This window comes from Mycobacterium sp. MOTT36Y (assembly GCF_000262165.1).
In the GTDB taxonomy this organism is placed as follows: domain Bacteria; phylum Actinomycetota; class Actinomycetes; order Mycobacteriales; family Mycobacteriaceae; genus Mycobacterium; species Mycobacterium intracellulare.
On record NC_017904.1, the window covers coordinates 1,006,934 to 1,028,173 of the forward strand.

Consider the following 21,240-nt stretch of genomic DNA (forward strand, 5'->3'; position numbering starts at 1 on the left):
GCTCAGCCTTCGGTGGGCAAGAAGACGAAGTTGTTGACGTAGGTGCCGTGGGCGGCCCAGCCGTCCTCCCGCCTGCCGACGTTGGCCGGGTCCTGATGCTGTGCCGGATCGAACTCGGCGATGGGCCGACGAGCGCCACCGAGATCGAAGTGACCCGCGTAACCGAGACCGGCCAGCAACGCCGTGATCTCGGCGACGGCGTCGGCGTGATGGCGTTCCTCGGCTTCCACCACAATCGCCGGCCGATTGCGGGTGAGCGTCTGCGTGGCGCCCCGTAACACTGCGAGTTCGTGGCCCTCGACGTCGATCTTGATCAGGCCGATGTCGTCAAGATGCAGGTCGTCGAGCCGCTTGACCGGCACGTCGATGCGGCGAATGTCATCCCCATTGACGTCGGTGAGTTCGTTGTCGGTGTCGATTGTGCTTCGGCCCGGCTCGGATTCGACCACCCGCATGGCGATCGTGCCGGGCCGGTCGGACAGCGCCACCGCCTCCACCCGGACGGGGGCGCCGACGGCGGCGAACATCGCTGCCAGATCGCGGGCCTGCGCCGGCCGGGGCTCGAACGCGGTCACCGAGCGCGAGGACGCCGCCATCGCAATCGTGAATTCGCCGAGGTCCGCTCCGATGTCCAGGGAGATCCGGTTCGGATCGCACAATGACGCCACCAGCTGGATGTCCGCGCGGCTCTGCCCCAAGCGGTGCAGGATTCGAAACTTCCGCCGCCAGAACAGGCGCGGTGCGAGTTTTTTTGCCGCCGGCGCGAGCCAAGTTTTGGCCGAGCGTGCGACCGACATCTGCTGTGACTCCTGTCCGATTTGCGGAGCCCCAGCTTAGTCGACGCGGCGATTTGACAATGGCCAAAGCGCGCCGGGAGGCCCCGCCAAGCCGGCGGGCTTTTCACCGGGCGCCCCGATTTCAGCCATCTGTCACGGGCCCGGGCTGTACCCTGTTGTCACCCTTGATATCCCGCGCATGTGACTAGTCGCGACCGCCAGAGAGGTAGCAGTAGATGCATTTGTCGGACACGGTTTAGCGCGAGCAATCATGGTCCGGACAATTAGGAACATTCTCCTTGTCGTCACCGTGTGCGTGACGTTGGTGCTCGACGGATGTGACGGCCGCAGCGACCTTGATCCGCTCGCCCTGATCAGCAGTCCGGCCATACCGTTGTCCGTGCAGGACGTGCCGAACCCCCTGCGCGGCCAGTACGAAGATCTCCTGCAACCGCTGTTCCCGCAGGGCAATCCGGCGCAGCGGCGCTACCCGGCGTGGCCGGCGTCCTACGACGCCAGTTTGCGTGTCCCCTGGCGCCAGTTGCAGCCCACCGATCCGAGCACACTGCCGCCGGACGCTCCCGACGATCGCAAATTCGATTTCACCGTGATCGATGACGCCCTGACGAAATTGGCCGGTCGAAACATGCGCCTGACGCTTCGCGTGGTCGCCTACAACTCGTGTTGCGACACCGTCTATCCGAACAACACCAACATCGCGATGCCCGACTGGATGCGCGCCGCGGCCACCAACTACTCCGGTCCGCAACGATATTGGTGGATGCCCGGCGTCACGCAGGTCGTTCCGAACTGGAATGATCCGAACTACCTGAACGCGTTCGGCCAGCTGTTGGCCGCGTTGGGCCGCCGTTACGACGGCGACGAGCGGCTGAGCGTCTTCGAATTCTCCGGCTACGGCGATTTCAGCGAGAACCACATCTCGTATCTGCGTGACACACTCGGCGCGCCGGGCCCCGCACCCGACGAGAGCGTCGCGAAGCTGGGGTATTACAGCCAGTTTCGTGACCAGAACATCACCGCCGAGTCCATTCGGCAGCTGGTCGCGGCGACCGTAAACGCTTTTCCCCACACGCAATTGGTGACAACCGCACTGAACCCGGAGATCGTGCGCCAGTTGATCGCCGACGACGTGACGAAGAAACTGTCCGCGCCGGTGGGCATCCGCGCGGACTGCCTGGGCGTACAGGATCCGCTGCCCGCGTGGGCGGAAAGGGATGGTTCCCACTATGTGCAGTCCAAGGACCCGCTGGTCGGAGCGCTGAGGAACCGGCTGGCGTCGGCGCCGATGATCACCGAATGGTGCCAGCTGCCCGAGAAAACCGATCCGCGGACCTACTACGAAAAAGGCCTGCAGGACGTCGTCAAGTACCACGTGTCGATGACATCGAGTTTCAACTTCCCGGCTGTGGATTCGTCGACACCGATGGACCCGGCGCTGTACTTGCTGTGGGCGCGGGCAAACGTCGCCGCAGGCTACCGGTATTCGGTGGAGGCGCGGCAGGAATCGCAATCGGTGAAAGACGGCAAGGCGACCCTGGCTGTCGCGTGGACCAATTACGGCGCGGCCGCCGCGACCGAAAACTGGGTCCCGGGCTACCGGCTCGTCGATTTCTCGGGGGCCGTGGTCCGCACGCTTCCCGCGACCGTGGCGCTGAAAACCCTGGTCCAAAGCCCATCCGGGGACGGCTCCAGCAAGGAGCCGTTGCCGGCGTCGACGACGGAGTCCATTCACATCGACTTGGCGGGCTTGGCGCCAGGGCACTACACGTTGTGTGCCTCGGTCGATTGGCAACAGCACAAGCCGGGCGCGAACCACGTGGTGAACTATCCGCCCATGCGGCTCGCGCGCGACGGGCGCGACGGCACCGGATGCTATCCGATCGCGACGTTGAATCTGTCCCGCGACGCGTTGACTCACGCCGCGTGACGATGACGGCGGGCGCCGCGTCGCCAATTACGCGGTAAATCAACCGGGGCAGCGGGACCGCGATTCCGCCAATGCCCGCCTGATGATGCTGCATAATCTGCAGTGGTATGCGCGGCTGGTAGGACGAAACCGCAGAGTTTTCTTCCCGCCGAAGGCTTTTAGAAAGGTTAATAGCCGATGGATTTCCGTACCTTCGTCCGGATTCTCGGCGCGCACTGGAAACTCGCCTTGACCGCGCTGCTGGCGTGTACCGTCGGCGCCGCGTTCGTGACCGCATTGCAGACCAAGCACTACCAGTCGTCGGCCACGGTCCTCATCTCGTTTTCCGGTGCGACCGACCTCAACGAGGTGTACAGCGGCACGCAGGCCGCCCAGGAACGGCTGTCGTCGTACGCGCAAATCGCCGGTGGACACATCGTGGCCGAGCGCGCCATCCGTCAGCTCCAACTTCCCATGCGCGCCGATGATCTGCTGAGCCAAACCCAAGTGAAATACACCCCGAAATCGGTGCTGTTCACGATCAGCGTCAAAGACACCGACCCGGCGCGCGCCGCCGCGCTGGCGGGCGCCATGGCCGGTCAGTTCAGCGCGATGCTGCCGACGCTTGCCCCGAACCCGGCGTCGAACGGCGTGGCCACGCCGGTCACCGCGGGACCGCGACCCGAGGTGGTCGAGACGACGCCGCCGCCATCGGGTCAACCGTCCGACGTGCCGGCATCGGCGGGACCGACTGGCAAGCCGTGGCCCTTGGCGCGGGCGACGATGGTCGAGCCGCCCCGCGTTCCGAAGATTCCGGTGTCGCCGGTGCCGCTGCGAAACATGGCGATCGGCTTCATCGCCGGTGTGCTGTTGGCCATCGCGGTGGCACTGACCCGCGAGGCCGGCGACCGCACCGTGCGCACCCGCGCCAAGCTCGAGGAACTCTCGGGCCTGCCGACCTTGGCGGAACTGCCGGGAAAGCGCGGCGGGACTCCGCGGTTCGGCACCGACACCGCATTCGACGACGCGGTGCGCGGCATGCGCACCCGGCTGCTCAGGGCGATGGGACCCAACGCCCGTCAGGTGTTGGTGGCGGGCCCGTTCGGTGGCGAGGGAACGACGACGACGGCGATGAACCTGGCGCTCGCGCTCGCCGAGATGGGCGAAGACGCGTTGCTGGTCGAGGGCGACAGCCGCCGGCACGTGATCGCCGGTCTGCTCAGGGTCGAATCGGGGGAGGGGCTGGCCAACGCGCTCGCCGACCCCGCCGCGGCCGCCCAGGTGGTGAAGCCGACGCCGATTTCGAAGCTGCACATCCTCGCGTCGCGGTCCGCCCGGCGCGAGAGTCTGCCCCCCAGCGCGTACCTGCCGGAAGTGATCGACCGGGTGGTGCAGGAATTGTCCTCACGGTTTGACCGCATCGTCATCGACGGTCCGCCGGTGCTGGCGACCGCCGACACCGGCCTGCTGGCCGGTGCCGTCCCCGCCACCGTGCTGGTGGTTCGGGCGAAGCGCACGACCGCGGACGAACTCAAGGACGCGTTGACCGCCCTGCGCGCGGCCGGCGCACAGGTGGTCGGCACGGTGTTGACCGACGCCCGCCAGTCGCTGCACATCAGGGCCGCCGACCGCGCCTACCGGTCAAAGGTCAGCAGGCCGGCGTGATCCCGTACCTGCGGGCCCGTCACCGCCTGGCCGTGGATGGAGCCCTGCTGGCGATCTTCGTGTTCGGATGCTTCGCGTTCGGCGTGCTCTCGGTTCGCCGGACCACCGAGGGTGTGCTGCTGACCGCCGCGTTGTTCTGCGTGGTCGTGTACTGGGTGAAACCCGAAGGGATGGTGGGGGTTACGCTGTTCGGTGCGTTCGCGGCACTGCCCGAAGGCTTACACGTGGGGAAAGTCTTTGGCCCGCTGACGATTTACGCGTACCACCTGGCGGCCATCCTCGCGATCTGCTACCTGATCCCCACCGCGAAACCGCGGTCGTCCGACTTCGTGCTGCCCGGGATCCTGGTGGCGGCGGTGCTGTGGTCCACGGCCACCGGATTCGCCACGGGAAACCCCGACCTCACGGTGACCCGTGAAGCGACCACCATGATCGAGATGGCGATCGGCTTCGTCCTTGCGATGTTCGTCGTCTACAGCGGACACGTCCGATGGTCGATCCGGGTGATGATCGTGATCCTGTGGTTTTCGGCGGCGATGGCGATCATCAGCTCGCTGTACGCCATCCGGTTGGCCGGTCGGGCGGAAAGCCTGGAGGGGACGACGGGTGCCGGTCAGGCCGTGCGCATCATCCTGTCCACCCAGACGCCGGCCACCGCGGTGCTGAGCGCACTGGTCGCCGCCCCGATCGTCGGACGTGTCAGGCCCAGGGCGTATCTCGCGTTGGGCCTTCCGGCGCTGAGCATTTCGCTGCTGTCCTTCTCCCGCAACACGCTGATCTCCATGGGGGTGGCGGCCGCGGTCGCATTGCTGGGCAGCCTGAGTTGGGCGGCCGTGCGGCGGGCGGTCGTGGCCGCCACGGTCGGCCTGGCCGTCGTCGCGGTGGCCGTGCCCGGGTCGCTGTTCTTGCTGCAGCGTTCGAAGACCGGGGCGTGGCTGGCCGATCAGTACGTTGCGTTCAATCAGCGGGTGCTGGGCGGGGTTACGTCGAGCGCGCTCGCGGTCGACGATTCGGCGCTGGAACGACTGCGGGAAATCAACCTCCTCAAGGAGACCATCGCCCAGGCCCCGTTGTTCGGGCACGGCCTGGGCTACGTGTACCAGCCGCCGACCGGCGACGACGAATTCCATCGGTACCTCTATCCCGCCTACTCCCACAACTTCTACCTGTGGTGGCTGGCCAAGGCCGGGGCGGTGGGGATGGCCGCGTTCGTGCTGTTCGCGCTCACGCCGGTGATCCTCGCGCTGCGGTGCGCCCCGGCGCCCGCGAAAATCAGTGCGGCGGTCGCCGCGGGCCTGTTGGCGATATCCGCCGTGTGGCCGTTGCCGGAGATGCCGATGGACGCCTTGGGCCTGGGCATGGCGCTGGGGGCGGCGATGGGCTACGCCGGGTTGCGGCGCCGGGGCGCGGAGGGCAGCCGGACCGAGGACAATCCGGCGCCGGCCGCCACGCCCGACCCGCCCCTCGATGCCACTGTCGGCGCGGTTACTTTCCCGTAGACGAGCCAGGCCGACATGATCTCAGTGACACACGTGGGGCCCGACATGTACAGCATCGGCGGGACCCAGTCCGTGATCCGGGTGTTGCGCGACAACAAGATCGGCGCCGACGACATCCGGGTCCTGTCGACGTGGAACGGGGACCGCCATCTGAGGAACCTGTTTCTCACCGCACGCGCGGGGATTTCACTGGCCCGGTCCCCTCGTGGCACCATCGTGCACTTCCATATCTCCAACGGCGGGGCCTGGCTGCGCGAAGGACCGTTGATCCGCTTGGCCAGGGCCAAGGGTTTCCGGGTGATCGTCACCCTCCATGGCCCCGACTTTCCCGAGTTCGCCAGGTCGCGCCCCCGCTTCGTGGGTGCGACGTTGAAGCGGGCGGACCATGTGATCCTGTTGTCGGAGGAAGCGCGCGCCGCGGTCGCCGAGGTGGCGCCGACGGTGCGGACCGCCGTGGTGCCGAACCCGATCGTGGTCGACCGTGATGCGCCCGGGGCGGCCTCCACGCCGCCCGTGGCGCTGTTCGCGGGCACCGTTGGGCTTCGAAAAGGTGTCGACAGACTTGTGGCGGCCTGGCGGCTTCTTCTCGCCGAGGGCATCGAAGGCCGTTGTCGGATAATCGGTCCCATCGACGACTATGCCCCGCCGGAGACGGAGCGGCTGACCGTCGAAGGTTCGATGCACCCCGACGCGGTCCGTGGGCTGCTCCGCTCGGTCCGGGTGGTGGTGCTCCCGTCGTTTGCGGAGGGCATGCCGATGATCCTGACCGAGGCCCTGGCCGGCGCGCGGCCGTTCGTGGCGACGCCCGTCGGTGGGACGGCGGAGATCGCCCCCGACCCGGGCATGCTGGTCCCGGTCGGCGATGTGCCCGCGTTGGCCAACGCGATCGGCCGGTACCTGCGCGACCCCGAGCTGGCCGAGCGTGACGGGCTGCGGGGTCAAGCGCACGTCGCGGCGACACGGAGCCCCGACGTCATCGACGCCGAACTCCGCCGTATCTACCTGGGCTGCGACATTGCGACGGGTTGAACTTCAGGGACCGCGATTGGTGGTCAGCGCAATCGGTTTCGGATGCGGCGCACTGATGCAGTCGCCGTCGAAGAAGGAACGGATGGCCGTGCTCGCCGGCGCCGTGGACAGCGGCATCACCCACTTCGACACCGCGCGGATGTACGGGCTGGGAATGGCGGAGGCGGAGCTCGGGGCCTTTTTGCGCACGGTCGACCGCGACAGCGTGACCATCGCCACCAAGTTCGGCATCGATGTCGGGGGCGCGGCGCGGCGGCTCGGCCGATTCCAGGCCCCGACCCGGGCGCTGCTGAAAAAGGCTCCCGCGCTGCGCCGTATCGTCAAGCGGCAGCAGGCCCCGTCGGCGGGCGGCCGGGTGTACGACGCGGCCGTCGCGAGACGCAGCCTCGACGAGAGCCTGGCGGCGCTCGGCGTCGACCATGTCGACATCCTCTTCGTCCACGCGCCGAGGCCTCAGGACACCGTTGCGGGCGACGAACTTCGCGAATTCTTTGAGCGGGCGCGCCAACAGGGAAAGATTCGCGCCTGGGGCGTCTCGCAGGACGAGGGGCTCGAGCTGGACTTCGTCCGCGCATTCGGGCCGCGGGCAGTCAGCCAACTCCGCAGCGACGTGCTCGATCCTTCGCCGAGACCGGCCGATATCGCATTCGGCGTACTCGAGCGGCCGCACCGCAAGCTCTCGGGCGCCTTGCTTGCCGACCCCGGAATGGCAAGCCGCTGGCGCGAAGCCCTGCAGGCCGACCCGCTGGCCCCCGGAGTGCTGGCCCGGCTGATTCTCGCCTCGTCGATCACCGCAACGGGCTGCCGCGCAATCCTTTACAGCACCACCAGGCCGCAGCGGGTCACCGAAGCCGCCGACGCGGTCTCGTCGCCACCCGACGCAGAGACCGTGGCGCGGTTCCTCGCTCTCGTCAAGGAGTTCCGAGAGGGTGCGGCCGCGTGATTCGCGACATGGAGGACTTCGCCCACGGCATGACGATCGAAACGGATGTGGTGGTCGTCGGGGCCGGCCCGATCGGCATCGCGACCGCGCTGGAACTCGCCGGGGCGGGCGTGCAGGTGGTCCTCGTCGAAAGCGGCCTCGAACGCAACGACCGTGCGGCCCAAGCGCTGTCGAGGTTCGATTCCCGGCACGACGACTACTTCCATTCGCGTAGCGAGCTGACGGTCCGCCGGCAGGTCGGTGGAACCTCGGCGCTCTGGGGGGGACGCTGCCTCGAGTTCGACCCCATCGATTTCGAGGACCGGCCCATCACAGCGCAGGCGCCGTGGCCCATCGGATACGACGACGTCGAGCCCTACCTTCAACGCGCCTGCGACTGGGCGGTATGCGGCCGGGCGGCGTTCAATGCGCGCGAGATCCCCGAGATCGCGGAGCGCGACTTGGTCGCGGGGCTCCCCGACGGCGACGTGCGCACGACCGACCTCGAGCGCTGGGCGCTACCAACCCGTTTCGGGCGCCGCTACCGGGCGGCGTTGCGAGACTCGCCCCATCTCACGCTGTGGACCGGCCTCACCTGCACCGAGATCGTGACGACGGCGGCCGGCGACACCGTCGACCACCTGGTCGTCAAGTCCTTGAACGGCGGTGCGGGGCGAGTGGTCGCGACGGACTACGTCATCGCGACCGGCGGTTTGGAGGCCACCCGCCTGCTGCTGGCGTCGGATCGCCATCACCCCGGGGGGCTGGGGAACGCGGGCGGGCACCTGGGACGCTGGTACATGGCGCACGTCGAGGCCCGGGTCGCGCGCGTGCAATTCACCACCGATGAGGTCATCCACGGATACGAGCGGGACGGGGAGGGGGTGTATGTTCGCCGGCGCTTCACCTTCGACCCGCAGCTGCTGCACCAGAACGAAATGCCAAACGCCGCAATCTTCTTGGTGAATCCGCCGATCAGCGACCCGAGTCACGGAAGCGGGATCCTGTCCGGGGTGTACCTGACACTGATCTCGCCGATCGGACGATTCCTGCTCGCCGAGGCGATCCGTGAGGCCCACACCAAGACCGACGGTTCGCCACGAATCCTTGCGCATCTGGGCAACGTCGCGCGAGACCTGTTCGGTACCCTCCGGTTCGCCGTCGCCTTCTGCTACGCACGGTTCCTCCGCCGGGGCCGCAAGGCGCCCGGCTTCTTCGTGAAGAGCGCCGACAATCGCTACCTGCTGCAGTACCACGGCGAGCACCTTCCGCACTGGGAGAGCCGGGTCGAGCTGATTGACGAACGAGACGCCCTCGGCATGAGGAGGATTCGCACCAGCATGCACTTCTCCGACGCCGATTACGCAAGCGTGCGCAAGGCCGTCGCCGCCATCGATGACCACCTTCGCCGCCACGGCGTGGGATACGTGGAGTGGCTGACCGACGATGTCGAGGCCGCGGTCCGTGCGTACATGAAGAAGCGGACCGGCTACCACCAGGCGGGAACCACCCGGATGTCGACATCGCCGGAAGGCGGCGTCGTAGATCCACACCTGCAAGTCCATGGGGTTCGCGGACTCTACGTCGCGAGCACCTCGGTGTTGCCGACATCGAGCCAGGCTAACCCGACGCTTCTCGGGATCGCGCTGGGCGTGCGGCTCGCGGAGCGTCTGGCGAAAGCCCGAATCACCTGCTCTTCAACGGATTCGAGCTAACCGGGGTCCGGGGATCACGTCGGGACCTGCCACAGCTCGTCGATCAGCGACTTCGTCTGCCGAATGTTCGCACGGCTGGATGCGCCGAAGACGATCGAATGGATCTGCGGCTGGCCGCAGACGTAATCGATGGCCTCGCGGGGCGGGATCGCGCCCGAGGCGAGCACCGACATCGCGATCAGACGGCAGCGGCGCTCGCGGATTGTCCTCTCGTAGAGCTCGATTCCGCCACACATCCGGAAGCCGATCTTGTTGAAATTGGCGCACACGATGGGATTCTCGATTCCCTGGCCGTCGAGGGCGTCGAGGAGGCGCGGGAGATTCATGGTGATGAAGCCCGGCTCGGCGCCATACTTGAGCCTGACGTGGTCGGAGAAAAACCGGAACCCCTCGTCCATGCCCAGGCCGAGAAGCAAGTCGGTGACGACGTTTTGAATGAAGATGACGGGCGTGGACAGTTCGGCGAACATCTTCATCTCCGCGTCGACCAATAGCTGCATGATCGGCTCGATGTCCTTGCCCGCGAGGGCGACACCGCCCTTGAACATCGACTTGACGGCCCCATCGTCGGGCAGGAACCTGCGCAGCGCCTCCAGCATCCCGAACTCGGTCACGGCGTTGGCGTACTTGTGCGCGTACGGCATGCACGGGTAGAAGACGTAGTCGGGGTATCGGGTCCGGTTGGCGCGGAAATGATCGCAGATTTCGCCGACCCGGTCGTGCGTCGTGCACACGAACGTACGGATGCCTTCCTGGTACGCGGCGTCCAGCGTCGCCAGCACGGGCGGTAGGTGCTGAAAGCGTATCGCCTGGGCGCGCGCTTTCTCCTCGGACATGTGGTTGACGCCGAAGAACTGGTTGTCGCCGAACAGCACACGGTCCATGGTCATGATGCCCTCGGCGACGTGAGTTTTCTGATGCGCGCGACGATCTCGCGGCGCCGCGAGCCGCGCGGGGAGCCATTCGCGGCCGCCTGGGGCAGGGGGGCCGCGCCGGCTCCGGCGCCGGTGATCATGTCGACCACACGATCGACGTCGAGCGCCGAGCGAAAAGTGTTCTCGCCGTTCAACCGGTTGTTCTTGATGCTCTGCGCGAAATAGTCGATCTGCGCCGAATACTCTTCACCCCGAAGGTAATACCAGACCTCGTCGGTGAGATCGGTCGTGTACCGGATCGTCCATCCCGCCCCCAGGTCGGGGACCTCGGGGTGCGTCTCGCGGAGATAGATCTGGCATTCCTGCCGATCGGCGACGACGCGGCCGTTGGTTCCCCACACCGAAACCTTCGTCGACATCTTGCGAAAGCTCTCGTCGCTCCAGTTCACGCACAGTTGGCCGCTGGCGCCGTTGCCGTAGCGCATCGTGCAGTAGACCTCGTCGTCGACGTCGCGCGAGAAAACGCTGTGGCGGACGACTCCGTCGACCGCTAGGGGCACGCCGGCGATGAAGTTCATCAAATCGATGGCGTGGCAGGCGTAGTCGTAGAGGGCGCCACCGCCTTCGGCTTTGACGCCGCGCCACGTGCTTCCCTTCTGTCGAAGGACGACGGGGCCGTATGCCTCGGCACGCACGTGGTGTACCTGCCCGAGAGCCCCCGCCGCGACGATTCGTGCCGCCTCTTGGAAGGCGCCGATGAAGCGGCAGTGATAGCCGACCTGCGTGACGAGCCGATTGCTCTCGGCGAGCGCCACCAGGCGCTCGCCGTCGCGGACATCGAGGACGAACGGTTTCTCGCAGAAGACGTGTGTGCCTCGGGCAAGGGCCTTTTCGACCATCGGCGCGTGCAGCCGCGACGGAACGGCGACGACAACCGCGTCCGCCTTCGTCTGCGCCAGCATCCGATCGAAATCGTCGTAGCAGTCCAGACCGGTGTATTTGGCCAGGATGTCGCGTAGATAGCCGGCGGAGTCACACACGCCGACCACGTCGAGGTCCGGGTGCGTGCGAAGGATCGCGAGGTGCGAAAGACCCATCTTGCCCAGGCCGACTATGGCCGTTCGAATCATGGTCCGCGCCTCTACTCACTCCGAGTGCCGCATCGGCAACGTGTACGGCCCGCCAACAAGGTGGACGTTAGCACCCGGTCAACGCATCATCGCGAAATCCGCTCGATCTGTTTGCCGTCGCAACCCGGCCGCGGCCACGACGGGAGTTAGTCTTTGACATCGGGATCGCCGCGCCGCCGCCAGAAGATCGGTGCGCCTCAACCGAGGGGAGACATGGGTCGGCTGCTCCTCATCGCGTCCTCCGGTGGGCACATCTACGAGATGTTCTGCCTGCGCGAGTTCTGGCAGGACAAGGATCGGTTTTGGGTGAGTTTCGGGACCGCCGACGCCCGTTACCTGTTGCGCGACGAGCGCGAGGTGTACTGGGCCGCGCACCCGACGGTCCGTAACGTGCCCAACCTGCTGCGCAATCTGGTGCTGGCCCTACGCCTTTTGATCCGCCACCGCCCCGCCATGATCTTGACGACCGGATCGGGCGTGGCCGCACCCTTCCTGTGGCTGGCCTGGCTGCTGCGGATTCCCACCGTGTTCGTCGAATCCATCACCCGCATCACCGAACTCTCGCTCACCGCCCGCATGGTGAAGCCGTTCGCCTCCCGCTTTCTGGTGCAGTGGCCCGAGTTGGCCGACCGGATTCCCCGCACCGAGTATCACGGGAGGATCGTGTGATCTTCGTGATCATGGGGATGGAGGTCCATCCCTTCGACCGGCTGGCGCGCGCGGTGGACGAGCTGGCGAGCACCGACGCGGTGGGGGAGGACTTTTTCGTACAGCTCGGCACCTGCAAATTCGAGCCGCGCCACGCCGCGTTCGAGCGCTTCCTGTCCTTCGGGGACGTCTGCACGCACATCCGGCGGGCCTCTGTCGCCGTGACCCACGCGGGCGCCGGATCGACGCTGCTGTGCGTCGAGCAAGGGAAACATCCCGTGCTGGTGCCGCGTCGCTCGTCGCGCGGGGAGCACGTCGATGAGCACCAGTTGCCGTTCGCCGAGAAGATGGCGGGTGCCGGGCTGGCGACCGTGGTCCGGGAAACAGAGGAGCTCCCGGCGGCCATCGCGGCGACGCGGTCCCGATCGGCGCCACCCGATGCGCTGGGCCGGGCCCGCGAACTCACCGGGTGGCTGGAGACGTTCTGGCGGGGCCTGGCCTGAGCCTCACGTCACCGCCGGCGATCCAGCACCTGGGCGATGACGTCCAAAATGCGCACGGCGACAAGGTCAACCGCGCATCGGTGCGCGTAGTGGCGCGCCGCGTCGGCCCCCAGGCGGGCCGCGGTCACCGGATCGGCCAGGAGGTCGAAAGCGGCGGCGAGCCCGGCGACGTCGTCGACCCCGATCGGGGCCACACCCGGCGGCTGGTATTCGGGCAACGCGCCGGCGGTCGACACGATCGGCATGACGCCCAGCTGCATCGAGAGCGACTGCACGCCACTCTGTGAGGCGCGCCGATAGTGGGCGAGCGACCCTTTGGCGGCGGCCAGCGTGGGGATGACATCGGCGTAGCGGAAGCTGCCGTTGCGCCAGAGCGTGTGTTTGGGCAGCGCTTCGGCGTCCAGCGGCCCGTCGCCGACGAGCACCAGGTTGTCGCCTCGCCAGCCGCCGCCGACCACATGCCGCTGCCAGGCCGCCAGCACGACATCGACGTTCTTGTACGGGTTGAGCCGGCCGAACATGACGAAATCGCGGCGCCGTTCGGGCCCCACGAACGGCGGAACGCGGTCGAGATCGAGGTCGCTGGCCAGCGGCACGACATGCACCGGCGTACCGGCGACATCGCGGCGCGCGGACACCGCGGCCGCGACATAGTCGCTGTAGGTGATGGTGGCTGCCGAGCGCGCGGCCCAGCGGTCGAACACGGCGCGCTCGTAGGCCGGCGTCAGTTCGTCGGGGCCGTGCGGCCGATCGTCGTGTACCACCTGAATGCGCGGGGCTCGCCCGGCCAACGCGATCCAGCGCGGATCCCGCACCAGTTCGGCGATCACGATGTCGGGCCGGAAGCGGCGGACGCGGCGCCAGGCTTTCAGGGTCGGCAGCCAGGTCGCGGCCGTGCGAAAGCGCGGATCGAGCACCAACTCGTAATCGCGCGCGGCGTCCGACTCCGGATGCTGATCGGAGGTGACCAACAGCACGTCGGCACCGTGGCGCAGCAGCGCCTCGGCTTGCACCCGAACCGCCGGTCGCGTCCACGGCGAAAGCCACAGCACCCGAGGCGAATTCACAGCACAGCCCCGATCGCGCCCAGGTACGCGTCGGCCATCGCCTCCACCGTGTAATGCTTGCGCATGCGCTCATAGCCGCGTCGTCCGACCGACGGCAGCGCGTCGGGCTCCGCCATGATCCGGGCCAGGTGTTCTCGCCACCCCGACGCGGAGACGGGCTCGACCAGGAACCCCGCCCCTCCGAAATCCAACATTTCCGGGACAGCGCAAACCGCCGACGCCGCGACCGGCACCGCCCTGGCCATCGCCTCGAGGATCACCACCGGGAAGGCCTCGGAGCGGCTGGGAACACACAGCAGGTCCGCGTCGGCCAGCCCGGGGCCCGGCCCGGCCGACCATCCCCGCCACTCGACGCGATCGCCCAACCCGGCGGGTGTGCGTGCCTGCAGCCTCTCTCGATCGGGCCCGTCGCCGAAAATCGACAATCGCCAGGGCATCTCAGCGAGGCCGCTCAGCGCCTCGATCAGCAGATGCGGGTTCTTGTGCTCGACGATGCGCGAGAGCATGACCAGGTGTAGCGGTCGGCCGGCGCCGCGCTGCCGGGGGCTCGGCTCCCCGAGGTCGGCGACGCCGTTGGGCGCGACGAAGTACCGTCCCCGAAGCCGATGCTGTTTGGCCAGCATGTCCCAATGGCGTTGTGCCAAAACGATGAATCCGTCCGCGCGGCACATCGCCGCGGTCAGTGGCCGCGAGTAGATCGGCCGGTCCTCCTCGGGAGGGACGTGCGGTGCGACCAGCCATCGACGGCTCCGGCCGGCCGCGCGCCACAACGTGCCGAATCCCACCTCGGTATTGGTGTCGCCGGTGATCAGCACCGCCGGGCCCTCGGCCATGTCGACCATCGGCGCCCACCACGGCTGGCGGATCACCCGCACCGTGTCCGGAATTTCGGCGATCAGCGGGCCGAACCGCTGCACGCAGACGACAGTGACCGCGTAACCGCGGCGGTCCAATTCCGTTGCCAAGAGCGCCTTTTGCCGCTCGGCGCCCCCGTAGACCAGGCGGTTGGTGACGATGACTATCGACGGCAGGCCGGTTTGCCGGCGCGCGCGTTTGCCCCGCCGTAACCGCTGCAAGGCGGCTGTGCCGGCCAGGTATACGTCCGCGCGGTGAACGCTGTTGTGATGTTCGAGCAACAGCGCGGTGTTGGTTCGCGCCAGGTCCCGATCGCGGCGCTGTCGGGGGCCCTCGTCGACCTCGTCGCTCACCGGGTCGCGGCGCTCGACGCCGAGCTCGTCGGCGAGCAGGATGCGCCAGCCGGCGGCGCGGGCCCGGGCCTGCCAGTCGGCCGCCTCGCCGTAGCCGAAGTACTCCTCGTCGAAGGAGCCGACGGTGTTCCAGGCCGCTCTGCTGATCGCCAGGCAGACCGGAGCCAAATCGCCGTCGATGGTTCGCGATTCGGGAGGCTGGCAAGAGTACCGCCGTGCGGGCGTCGTGCGACGGTGCGGGCCGGGACGCCCGCCCGCCGCGCGCAGCTCGCGGCTGACGGTGTGGCGTCGGGCGGCGACGTCCCACGGCGCCCGGTCCGGCGCGGCGGCGTCGCGTGCGAGCGGCGAAACCGCCGCCACCCTGGGCCGACGAAGTAACTCCCGGGTCCGATTCAGCGGCCCCAGCAGGCGGGCATGGGGGTCCAGCAGCAGGAGGTCCGTATCGGCGGGCATGTGCTCCACCAGCGTGTTGCAGGCCGCGGCGAAACCGACGTTCGCCTGGCCCGAAAACCACCGGACCGCAGGGTATTTCGCGGCGAGTTCCGCATGCCCCGAGCCGCTGCGGTCGTAGACGTGAACCGGCAGCTCGGGTAAATGCTCGGCGACGCTGTCGAGGCAGACCTCGAGGGGCTGCCGGCCGGATTCGCTCACGATCAGCACGGCCAGCGAGCGCGTGGGCGGCAGGCCGGCGGTGTCGCCGACTGGGCGCTTCAGATATGCCCGGTCCGTTTCACGGGTCATGCCGTCGGCTGCTCCTCGCGCAGCGTGGCCCGTAGAGAGGTCAGGGTCGACCAGCTGATCGGGCCGAAGGTCGCGCTGGTGGCCAGGTAGGCGGCGGCTGCGGCGGTCAGTACCAGGATTACGTGGTGACCCGAAAGCAGCAGTGTCACAACCACGCTCGTCCCCGTCGGAATCAGCAAGCGCAGCACGAACGTCACGGGGGTGCGGTAGCCGCAGCGTCGGCGCAGCCACCAGCTGGAGATCGTCATGTTGAACAGTTCCGTGCACACCAGCGCCACGCCGGGTCCGACGGCGCCGAAGCGCCCCGCCAGGGCGAGGTTGAGCGCGACGTTGAGCGCGAGGGTCGCCACCGTCAGCCACAGCAGGACCTGTTGATGATGGGAAGCCACCAACCCCTGGCCCAGGGTGCCCCCGACGAACCGCAGGGCCGCGGCGACGAACAGCAACGCCAGTGTGGGCGTCCCGCGTTCGATGAACGCGCTCTTGCCGAACAACCCGATCAGCGGCCCGGCCAGCAGCACGCCCACAACGGCGATCGGAATCGCCACGAAGTACATCAATTCGACGCTGCGGCGCAGAAATCGGGCGAACGCCGCGACGTCGCGCGAGAACAGCTCGGTGGCCGTCGCCAGCGTCGACTTGTGGAAGATCAGCGAGACCACGATCGTGTTGAACGAGATCGTCAGGGCCAGCCCGTACACGCCCACCTCGGAGTGGGTGCTCAGCAGGGACAGGATCACGCCATCGGCGCGGCAGTACAGGAGCCCGACGATCATAAATCCGATCAGCGGCAAGCTTTCCCGTAACAGGTCGGCGGCTTCCCGCGGGGCGAACAGTGGCCGTACCGAGATGTGCCGCATCGCGGCGGCGCCCTGGATCAGTAGCTGCACCGCCGGTGGGATCAGCTGTGCGACCGCGAACCAGATGACGTCCGAGTGCGCCGCGACCAGCCCGGCGACCATGGCCAGCGTGCTCACCCGGGCGGCGACGTCGGAGATGGCCACCGCGGAGAACCGGACGGTGGCAAGGAATACCGGTTCGAACCGTGTCGTCATGGTCTGCAGCAGCAGCCCGCCCGCCAGCACGACGAGCATCACCCGCACCTGGGTGTCGTGATAGATGAGCAGCCCCGACCCGGCCGCCAGCACCGCGAGGGGACCGCAGTAGAGAAGGGCCAGGCCGCTGTTGATGCGCACCAGGCGTTCGAGTTCGCCGCGCCCGGAGGTCACCCGCCGCACGATGACGGTGGCGATGCCCAGATCGGCGAAGCTGGTCCACATCGCGACGAACGCCACCGCGATGGTGAGCTGGCCGTAGCGTCCGGGACCCAGATAGCGGGCGGTCATCGCCACCGAAACCACGGACGCGAGCATCCCCAGCGCCCGGCAGATCAGCTGGATCGAGAACGCGTGAGCCATCCGCGCGAGCGGCACCGTGGGCACCACCGCGGCGGGTGCCGTTGGCTCGGTCATGGCTCGCGAGCCTAGTAGGCTCCGTGGCTTGTCAGGACTGCTTTCACCGTCTTGGCGACGATCATCAGATCACCCGACATCGACCAGTTGTCGACGTAGGACAGATCCAGGCGCACCGACTCGTCCCAGGACAGGTCCGACCGGCCGCTCACCTGCCACAGCCCGCTGACGCCCGGCTTCACCAGCAAGCGCCTCTTGACCTCGCCGTCGTAGTTGTCGACTTCGCGGCGCAACGGGGGCCGGGGCCCGACGACGCTCATGTCCCCCCTGAGGACGTTGATGAATTGCGGGAGCTCATCGATGCTGTACCGGCGGAGAATTCTGCCAATGGGGGTGACCCGGGGGTCCTGGCGCATCTTGAACAGCATGCCGCCGGCGCCCTCGTTGACGGCCAGCAGGTGCTCGAGCTGAGTGTCCGCCCCGTCGACCATCGTGCGGAACTTCAGCATCGTAAAGGGCTTTCCGTCGGTGCCGATGCGTTCCGACGGGTAGAAGACGGGGCCCTTGCTGGTCAGTTTGATGGCGATGGCAGCGGCGACGAGCACCGGTGCTGTGGCGACCAGCGCCGCCAGCGAGAACACGAAGTCGAAGGCCTGCTTCTGAAAGCGGTGCGCCCCTTCGTATTGCGGCTTGTCGACATGCAGCAGCGGCAGCCCGCCGGTCAGGCGCAGGGTCAACCGAGCCTCGGTGACGTCCATGACGCCGGGCGACACCACCAGGTCGACGTCGCGGGTCTCCAGCTGCCACAGCAGTTCCCTGATCCCGTGCATCCCAAAGTGATCCGTTTGGGTCACCGCGACGGTGTCCGCGCCGCAGCTGTCGATCGCCGTCGCCACCTGGGTTTGGTCGCCCAGGATCGGGACCTGGCGGCCGCCGATCGTCAGGGTGTTGCCGCGCGCCGGCCCGTAACCGGGGATGCAGACGCCGACCACGACGCACCCGGCCACCGGGTTACGGTCCAGTTCGTGCGCGAGGTGCGTGACCGATTGCCGGTCTCCGATCGCCAAGACGCGGGTCTGGCACTCGCCCTGGACGCGCTTGTGGCAGATGTGCTTTCGCCACACGCTGCGGCTGGCCAGCAATCCCACGGTGCCGACGGGAAGCGCGATCGCCAGATAGCCGCGGGCCAGATCGACCTTGGCGAGCAACGTCACCATGGCGATGATCCCGAACGTCCAGAAGGACGCGGTGCCGATCCGGCGGTACTCCTCGATCCCCGCGCCGATGATTCGCGTTGAGCGCGTTTGGAATACCGCGAGGGCCGACAGCCACAGCGCCGCGAACAGGAAGGAGAACAGCGTCATGGTCGGGTCCGAGTAACCCGAGGTGTTCGCGATCTCCCCGAAGCGGACGTACTGGGCGAGCAGCACCGACGCGAAGACGATCACCGAGTCACTGATGCGCAGACCCTGCGAGTAGCGGTCCTGCCAGCGCTGTGCGGTATTCGCAGCAGCCGGAGCCGCGGCGGGGGCGATCACGGGCGGACCCGCGGCCTCGCCGAGGTGCGACGCCGTCGTGCCCGCCGGCCAGGCCTTGAGCTGCCGCCAGCTGGGCGCCACGACATCCACCGTGTTGGGAACGATCACCGACTGACGCATGATGCCACCTGTTCGACTGGTGCCAATCTGGATTTGCGCGAGGGCCAGCTCGCGTCTTGCTCGGAGATGACGGTGACCGGTATCGGCCACGAGATTCCGAATTCGGGGTCGTCCCAGCGGATCCCCTGCTCGTCGGCCATCGCGTACTGGCCGCTGACGTGAAAGGTGACCTCGGTGTCGTCGACCTGCGTCTGGAAGCCATAAGCGACATACGGGGGCAAGAACAGCGTGCGTTGGTCGTCGGCGCTCAACTGCACCATCACGTGGTCGCCGTAGGTCAGCGAGTCGGGGCGGACGTCGACCGCGACGGCGGCGATGGCACCGCGCGTGCAACGGACCAGTTTCGCCTCGGCGTGCGGCGGCACCCGGCGGTACAGGCCACGCACGGTGCCGCGGGTGTAGTTGAAGTAGATATTCGTCTGCGCGACTTCGAAATCCAGCCCATGGTTGGCGAAGTCGCGGGCGGAGAACGAACGTGAGGAGAACCCGCGATGGTCGTGGTTGAGTTCGAAGTCGATGATTGTCACCCCGGCGACCTTGGTGGGCGTGTACTTCACTTACCGCTCCTTCTCCTGCACCGGGCCTTTTAAAAAAACCTGTCCGCTCATGACATGGCCTACGCGTATCCGGCGGACAGCGGGCGGGTCATCACGGTCGGGATCACGCCGTATCGGGGCCCGAGGTTCTTGCCCGAGGCGGCCGCGAGGCGGGGCAGCGAGCCCATCACGCTGGGCGGCACGTTGGCGCCCGCGAGGTTGATCGCGGGCAGCGCCGACACGGCGCTGTGGGCGGCGGGAATCACGCTGGTCCAGCTCGCCGGCACCGCCAACGGACCCAGCATGGCCGCCTTGCCGAGGCTGCCGAAGATGCCGGATCCGAGCGATCCGATCGATCCGAGCGCTCCGGCACCCGAACTGGCCGCACTCGCCGCTCCCGAGGCAGCGGCCATGACGCCGTCGCCGGCGGCTTTTGCCAAGCCCTGCGCGGTCTGGGCGATGCCGAGGATGGAGGACATGCCGTACAGGGGGGTCGCCGCCGCCGAGAATGCGCTGGGGATGGCGCCGGGGATGCCCGACGCGAGGCCCGTCATGATCGACGAATTGGCCGCGTCGCCCGCGCCGGCCCCAGCGCCGGTAATGGCATCCCCGGCGCCAGAACTGGTATCGGTGGCGACGTCGCTGAGGAGGGTGGTCCCGGTTTTCATCGGCGAGGACAGCTGGTGCAGCGAGTTGGGCACCTTGGACACCACATTCGCCAGGTTCGCCTGCTCCGTCTCCGAGGTGGCCTTCCCGACCGCGGCGGCCTGCTGGGCCACCCCACTCTCGTTGGTCACGTTCGGCGCCGGGGTGAACGGTGTCACCTCGCACGCGGCCGCCGAACCCGCGGCGTACGCATACATCGCCGCGGCGTCCTGCGCCCACATCTCGCCGTATTCGGCCTCGGTGGCCGCGATGGCCGCGGTGTTCTGCCCGAAGAAGTTGGTCGCGACAAGCGTCGCGAGCTGCGCCCGGTTGGCCGCGACCGCGGGCGGCGGGACGGTCATCGCGAAGGCGGCCTCGAAAACCTCCACGGCGAGCCTGGCTTGACCGGCCGTCTCCGCGGCTCGCGCTCCGGCGCCGGCCATCCACGCCATGTATGGCGCGTACGCCGACGCCATGGTCAGCGACGACGGGCCCAGCCAGCGCCCGGTGGTCAACCCGGCGATCACCGAGCGGTAGCAACTCGCCGCGGCGTGCAGTTCGGCGGCCAAAGCGTCCCAGGCCACCGCCGCGGTCATCAGCGAGAAGGGGCCGGGACCGGCGTACATCCGCGCGGAGTTGACCTCCGGGGGAAGCGCTCCGAAATCGATCACTTGACGGCCCTCCCGTCAGCGGATCGCGTCGCGGATCCGGCGAAAGCGCTCACGTCGCATGCTCTGAGACCAATAAAGCCGCCAAGTACATACCTCAAGTATGGAAATAGGCCCGTTCGAGGGCTATGGGTCATTGGTCCCTCGCTAAAGGCCGTAAGTCCCCGGTCGCGCACGCTGTTGGGGCCCAGGGCCGACGAGGGCGTGGGCGCGGCGTCCATGCCCCCTCCCACCACGCGGCCCGAATAAGGCGTGGTGAGAGGGGGCATGTGCGTTCTCCTTCGTGCGATACGGACGGTCGAGACGGTCCGCGGGTCAAATCAGACTGACGTACGCACAATAGCGTATAAAACATACTATAGGTTTGACAACACGCTGTGACATAAACCTCAAGTATTTACAGGAGCGTCAACCGGGACAGCCGTATGACTGCTAACCTCAGAAGTGGGCTAGAAATCTTGAGCGACGCGGGCGCGTGTTGGCTCCCAATCTGTGAAGAACCGAGGTGTGTGTGCCCTGCTTGAGCAAGGCGTCGGTCGACGCAAGGGCGGGCGATGCCGCCCGCGGCGTCAGCCTCGGTGCCACGGCTTGCCGCGCGATCCTGGCCTCGAAGAAC

The 21,240-nt window shown here is 67.7% G+C and carries 17 protein-coding genes; 8 read left to right on the forward strand and 9 right to left on the reverse strand.

Annotated features, from left to right (window positions below; genetic code table 11):
• Window positions 1–2 precede the first annotated feature (2 nt).
• Window positions 3–797: an FkbM family methyltransferase gene (locus W7S_RS05025; protein WP_008254136.1), complete on the reverse strand. Its 795-nt coding sequence runs from the start codon at window positions 795–797 to the stop codon at window positions 3–5.
• A 250-nt stretch (window positions 798–1,047) separates the two neighbouring features.
• Between W7S_RS05025 and W7S_RS05030 the strand changes: the two genes are divergently transcribed.
• From W7S_RS05030 to W7S_RS05055, 6 genes are all read left to right on the forward strand, one after another.
• Window positions 1,048–2,724 carry a hypothetical protein gene (locus W7S_RS05030; RefSeq protein ID WP_050989367.1) on the forward strand — a complete coding sequence of 559 codons (1,677 nt, stop codon included), beginning with the start codon at window positions 1,048–1,050 and terminating at the stop codon, window positions 2,722–2,724.
• A 177-nt stretch (window positions 2,725–2,901) separates the two neighbouring features.
• Window positions 2,902–4,368: a polysaccharide biosynthesis tyrosine autokinase gene (locus W7S_RS05035; RefSeq protein ID WP_008254140.1), complete on the forward strand. Its 1,467-nt coding sequence runs from the start codon at window positions 2,902–2,904 to the stop codon at window positions 4,366–4,368.
• Window positions 4,365–5,867 carry an O-antigen ligase gene (locus W7S_RS05040; RefSeq protein ID WP_008254142.1) on the forward strand — a complete coding sequence of 501 codons (1,503 nt, stop codon included), beginning with the start codon at window positions 4,365–4,367 and terminating at the stop codon, window positions 5,865–5,867. The genes W7S_RS05035 and W7S_RS05040 overlap by 4 nt, the downstream gene beginning before the upstream one ends.
• Window positions 5,868–5,882: 15 nt before the next feature.
• Window positions 5,883–6,896, forward strand: a complete 1,014-nt coding sequence (locus tag W7S_RS05045) for a glycosyltransferase family 4 protein (RefSeq protein WP_008254144.1) — start codon at window positions 5,883–5,885, stop codon at window positions 6,894–6,896.
• Between the two features lie 16 nt (window positions 6,897–6,912).
• Complete coding sequence (locus tag W7S_RS05050; protein WP_008254146.1) at window positions 6,913–7,839, forward strand: aldo/keto reductase; 927 nt, start codon at window positions 6,913–6,915, stop codon at window positions 7,837–7,839.
• A gap of 8 nt (window positions 7,840–7,847) precedes the next feature.
• Window positions 7,848–9,533 (forward strand): GMC oxidoreductase, encoded by a 1,686-nt coding sequence (locus W7S_RS05055; RefSeq protein ID WP_369751745.1) that lies wholly within the window; start codon window positions 7,848–7,850, stop codon window positions 9,531–9,533.
• A 14-nt stretch (window positions 9,534–9,547) separates the two neighbouring features.
• Here W7S_RS05055 and W7S_RS05060 read toward each other — a convergent pair whose 3' ends face one another.
• Complete coding sequence (locus W7S_RS05060; protein ID WP_008254150.1) at window positions 9,548–10,423, reverse strand: hypothetical protein; 876 nt, start codon at window positions 10,421–10,423, stop codon at window positions 9,548–9,550.
• Window positions 10,420–11,538 (reverse strand): Gfo/Idh/MocA family protein, encoded by a 1,119-nt coding sequence (locus tag W7S_RS05065; protein WP_008254151.1) that lies wholly within the window; start codon window positions 11,536–11,538, stop codon window positions 10,420–10,422. The genes W7S_RS05060 and W7S_RS05065 overlap by 4 nt, the downstream gene beginning before the upstream one ends.
• 213 nt (window positions 11,539–11,751) lie before the next feature.
• On the opposite strand from W7S_RS05065, the gene W7S_RS05070 reads away from it, so the two are divergent.
• A complete protein-coding gene (locus tag W7S_RS05070) occupies window positions 11,752–12,207 on the forward strand; it encodes a polysaccharide biosynthesis protein (RefSeq protein ID WP_008254160.1) in 456 nt (151 codons plus the stop codon).
• Complete coding sequence (locus W7S_RS05075) at window positions 12,204–12,689, forward strand: glycosyltransferase (protein ID WP_008254162.1); 486 nt, start codon at window positions 12,204–12,206, stop codon at window positions 12,687–12,689. The genes W7S_RS05070 and W7S_RS05075 overlap by 4 nt, the downstream gene beginning before the upstream one ends.
• An 8-nt stretch (window positions 12,690–12,697) precedes the next feature.
• Here the strand turns inward: W7S_RS05075 and W7S_RS05080 are convergent, their stop codons facing one another.
• From W7S_RS05080 to W7S_RS05105, 6 genes are read right to left on the reverse strand one after another with little or no spacing between them, the layout of a single operon-like run.
• The gene (locus W7S_RS05080; protein ID WP_014711048.1) at window positions 12,698–13,741 is read right to left on the reverse strand and encodes a glycosyltransferase family 4 protein; all 1,044 of its coding nucleotides are present in this window, start codon (window positions 13,739–13,741) and stop codon (window positions 12,698–12,700) included.
• Between the two features lie 11 nt (window positions 13,742–13,752).
• Window positions 13,753–15,705, reverse strand: coding sequence for a glycosyltransferase (locus W7S_RS05085; RefSeq protein WP_008254166.1), 1,953 nt, complete (start codon window positions 15,703–15,705; stop codon window positions 13,753–13,755).
• A complete protein-coding gene (locus W7S_RS05090; RefSeq protein WP_008254168.1) occupies window positions 15,702–17,177 on the reverse strand; it encodes a flippase in 1,476 nt (491 codons plus the stop codon). The genes W7S_RS05085 and W7S_RS05090 overlap by 4 nt, the downstream gene beginning before the upstream one ends.
• 11 nt (window positions 17,178–17,188) lie before the next feature.
• Window positions 17,189–18,775 carry a sugar transferase gene (locus tag W7S_RS05095; protein WP_008254169.1) on the reverse strand — a complete coding sequence of 529 codons (1,587 nt, stop codon included), beginning with the start codon at window positions 18,773–18,775 and terminating at the stop codon, window positions 17,189–17,191.
• Window positions 18,760–19,332: a dTDP-4-dehydrorhamnose 3,5-epimerase family protein gene (locus tag W7S_RS05100; protein WP_008254170.1), complete on the reverse strand. Its 573-nt coding sequence runs from the start codon at window positions 19,330–19,332 to the stop codon at window positions 18,760–18,762. Before W7S_RS05100 ends, W7S_RS05095 begins: the two co-directional genes overlap by 16 nt.
• A 59-nt stretch (window positions 19,333–19,391) precedes the next feature.
• Window positions 19,392–20,627, reverse strand: a complete 1,236-nt coding sequence (locus W7S_RS05105; RefSeq protein ID WP_008254171.1) for a PPE family protein — start codon at window positions 20,625–20,627, stop codon at window positions 19,392–19,394.
• Window positions 20,628–21,240 lie beyond the last annotated feature (613 nt).

Excerpts from the sequence above, each read along its gene's own strand:
- W7S_RS05045 (WP_008254144.1), top strand. The coding sequence starts at position 5,883 with ATGATCTCAGTGACACACGTGGGGCCCGACATGTACAGCATCGGCGGG.
- W7S_RS05025 (WP_008254136.1), bottom strand. The coding sequence starts at position 797 with ATGTCGGTCGCACGCTCGGCCAAAACTTGGCTCGCGCCGGCGGCAAAA.
- W7S_RS05090 (WP_008254168.1), bottom strand. The coding sequence starts at position 17,177 with ATGACCGAGCCAACGGCACCCGCCGCGGTGGTGCCCACGGTGCCGCTC.
- W7S_RS05070 (WP_008254160.1), top strand. The coding sequence starts at position 11,752 with ATGGGTCGGCTGCTCCTCATCGCGTCCTCCGGTGGGCACATCTACGAG.
- W7S_RS05035 (WP_008254140.1), top strand. The coding sequence starts at position 2,902 with ATGGATTTCCGTACCTTCGTCCGGATTCTCGGCGCGCACTGGAAACTC.
- W7S_RS05030 (WP_050989367.1), top strand. The coding sequence starts at position 1,048 with ATGGTCCGGACAATTAGGAACATTCTCCTTGTCGTCACCGTGTGCGTG.
- W7S_RS05060 (WP_008254150.1), bottom strand. The coding sequence starts at position 10,423 with ATGACCATGGACCGTGTGCTGTTCGGCGACAACCAGTTCTTCGGCGTC.
- W7S_RS05095 (WP_008254169.1), bottom strand. The coding sequence starts at position 18,775 with ATGCGTCAGTCGGTGATCGTTCCCAACACGGTGGATGTCGTGGCGCCC.
- W7S_RS05085 (WP_008254166.1), bottom strand. The coding sequence starts at position 15,705 with ATGACCCGTGAAACGGACCGGGCATATCTGAAGCGCCCAGTCGGCGAC.
- W7S_RS05065 (WP_008254151.1), bottom strand. The coding sequence starts at position 11,538 with ATGATTCGAACGGCCATAGTCGGCCTGGGCAAGATGGGTCTTTCGCAC.
- W7S_RS05055 (WP_369751745.1), top strand. The coding sequence starts at position 7,848 with ATGGAGGACTTCGCCCACGGCATGACGATCGAAACGGATGTGGTGGTC.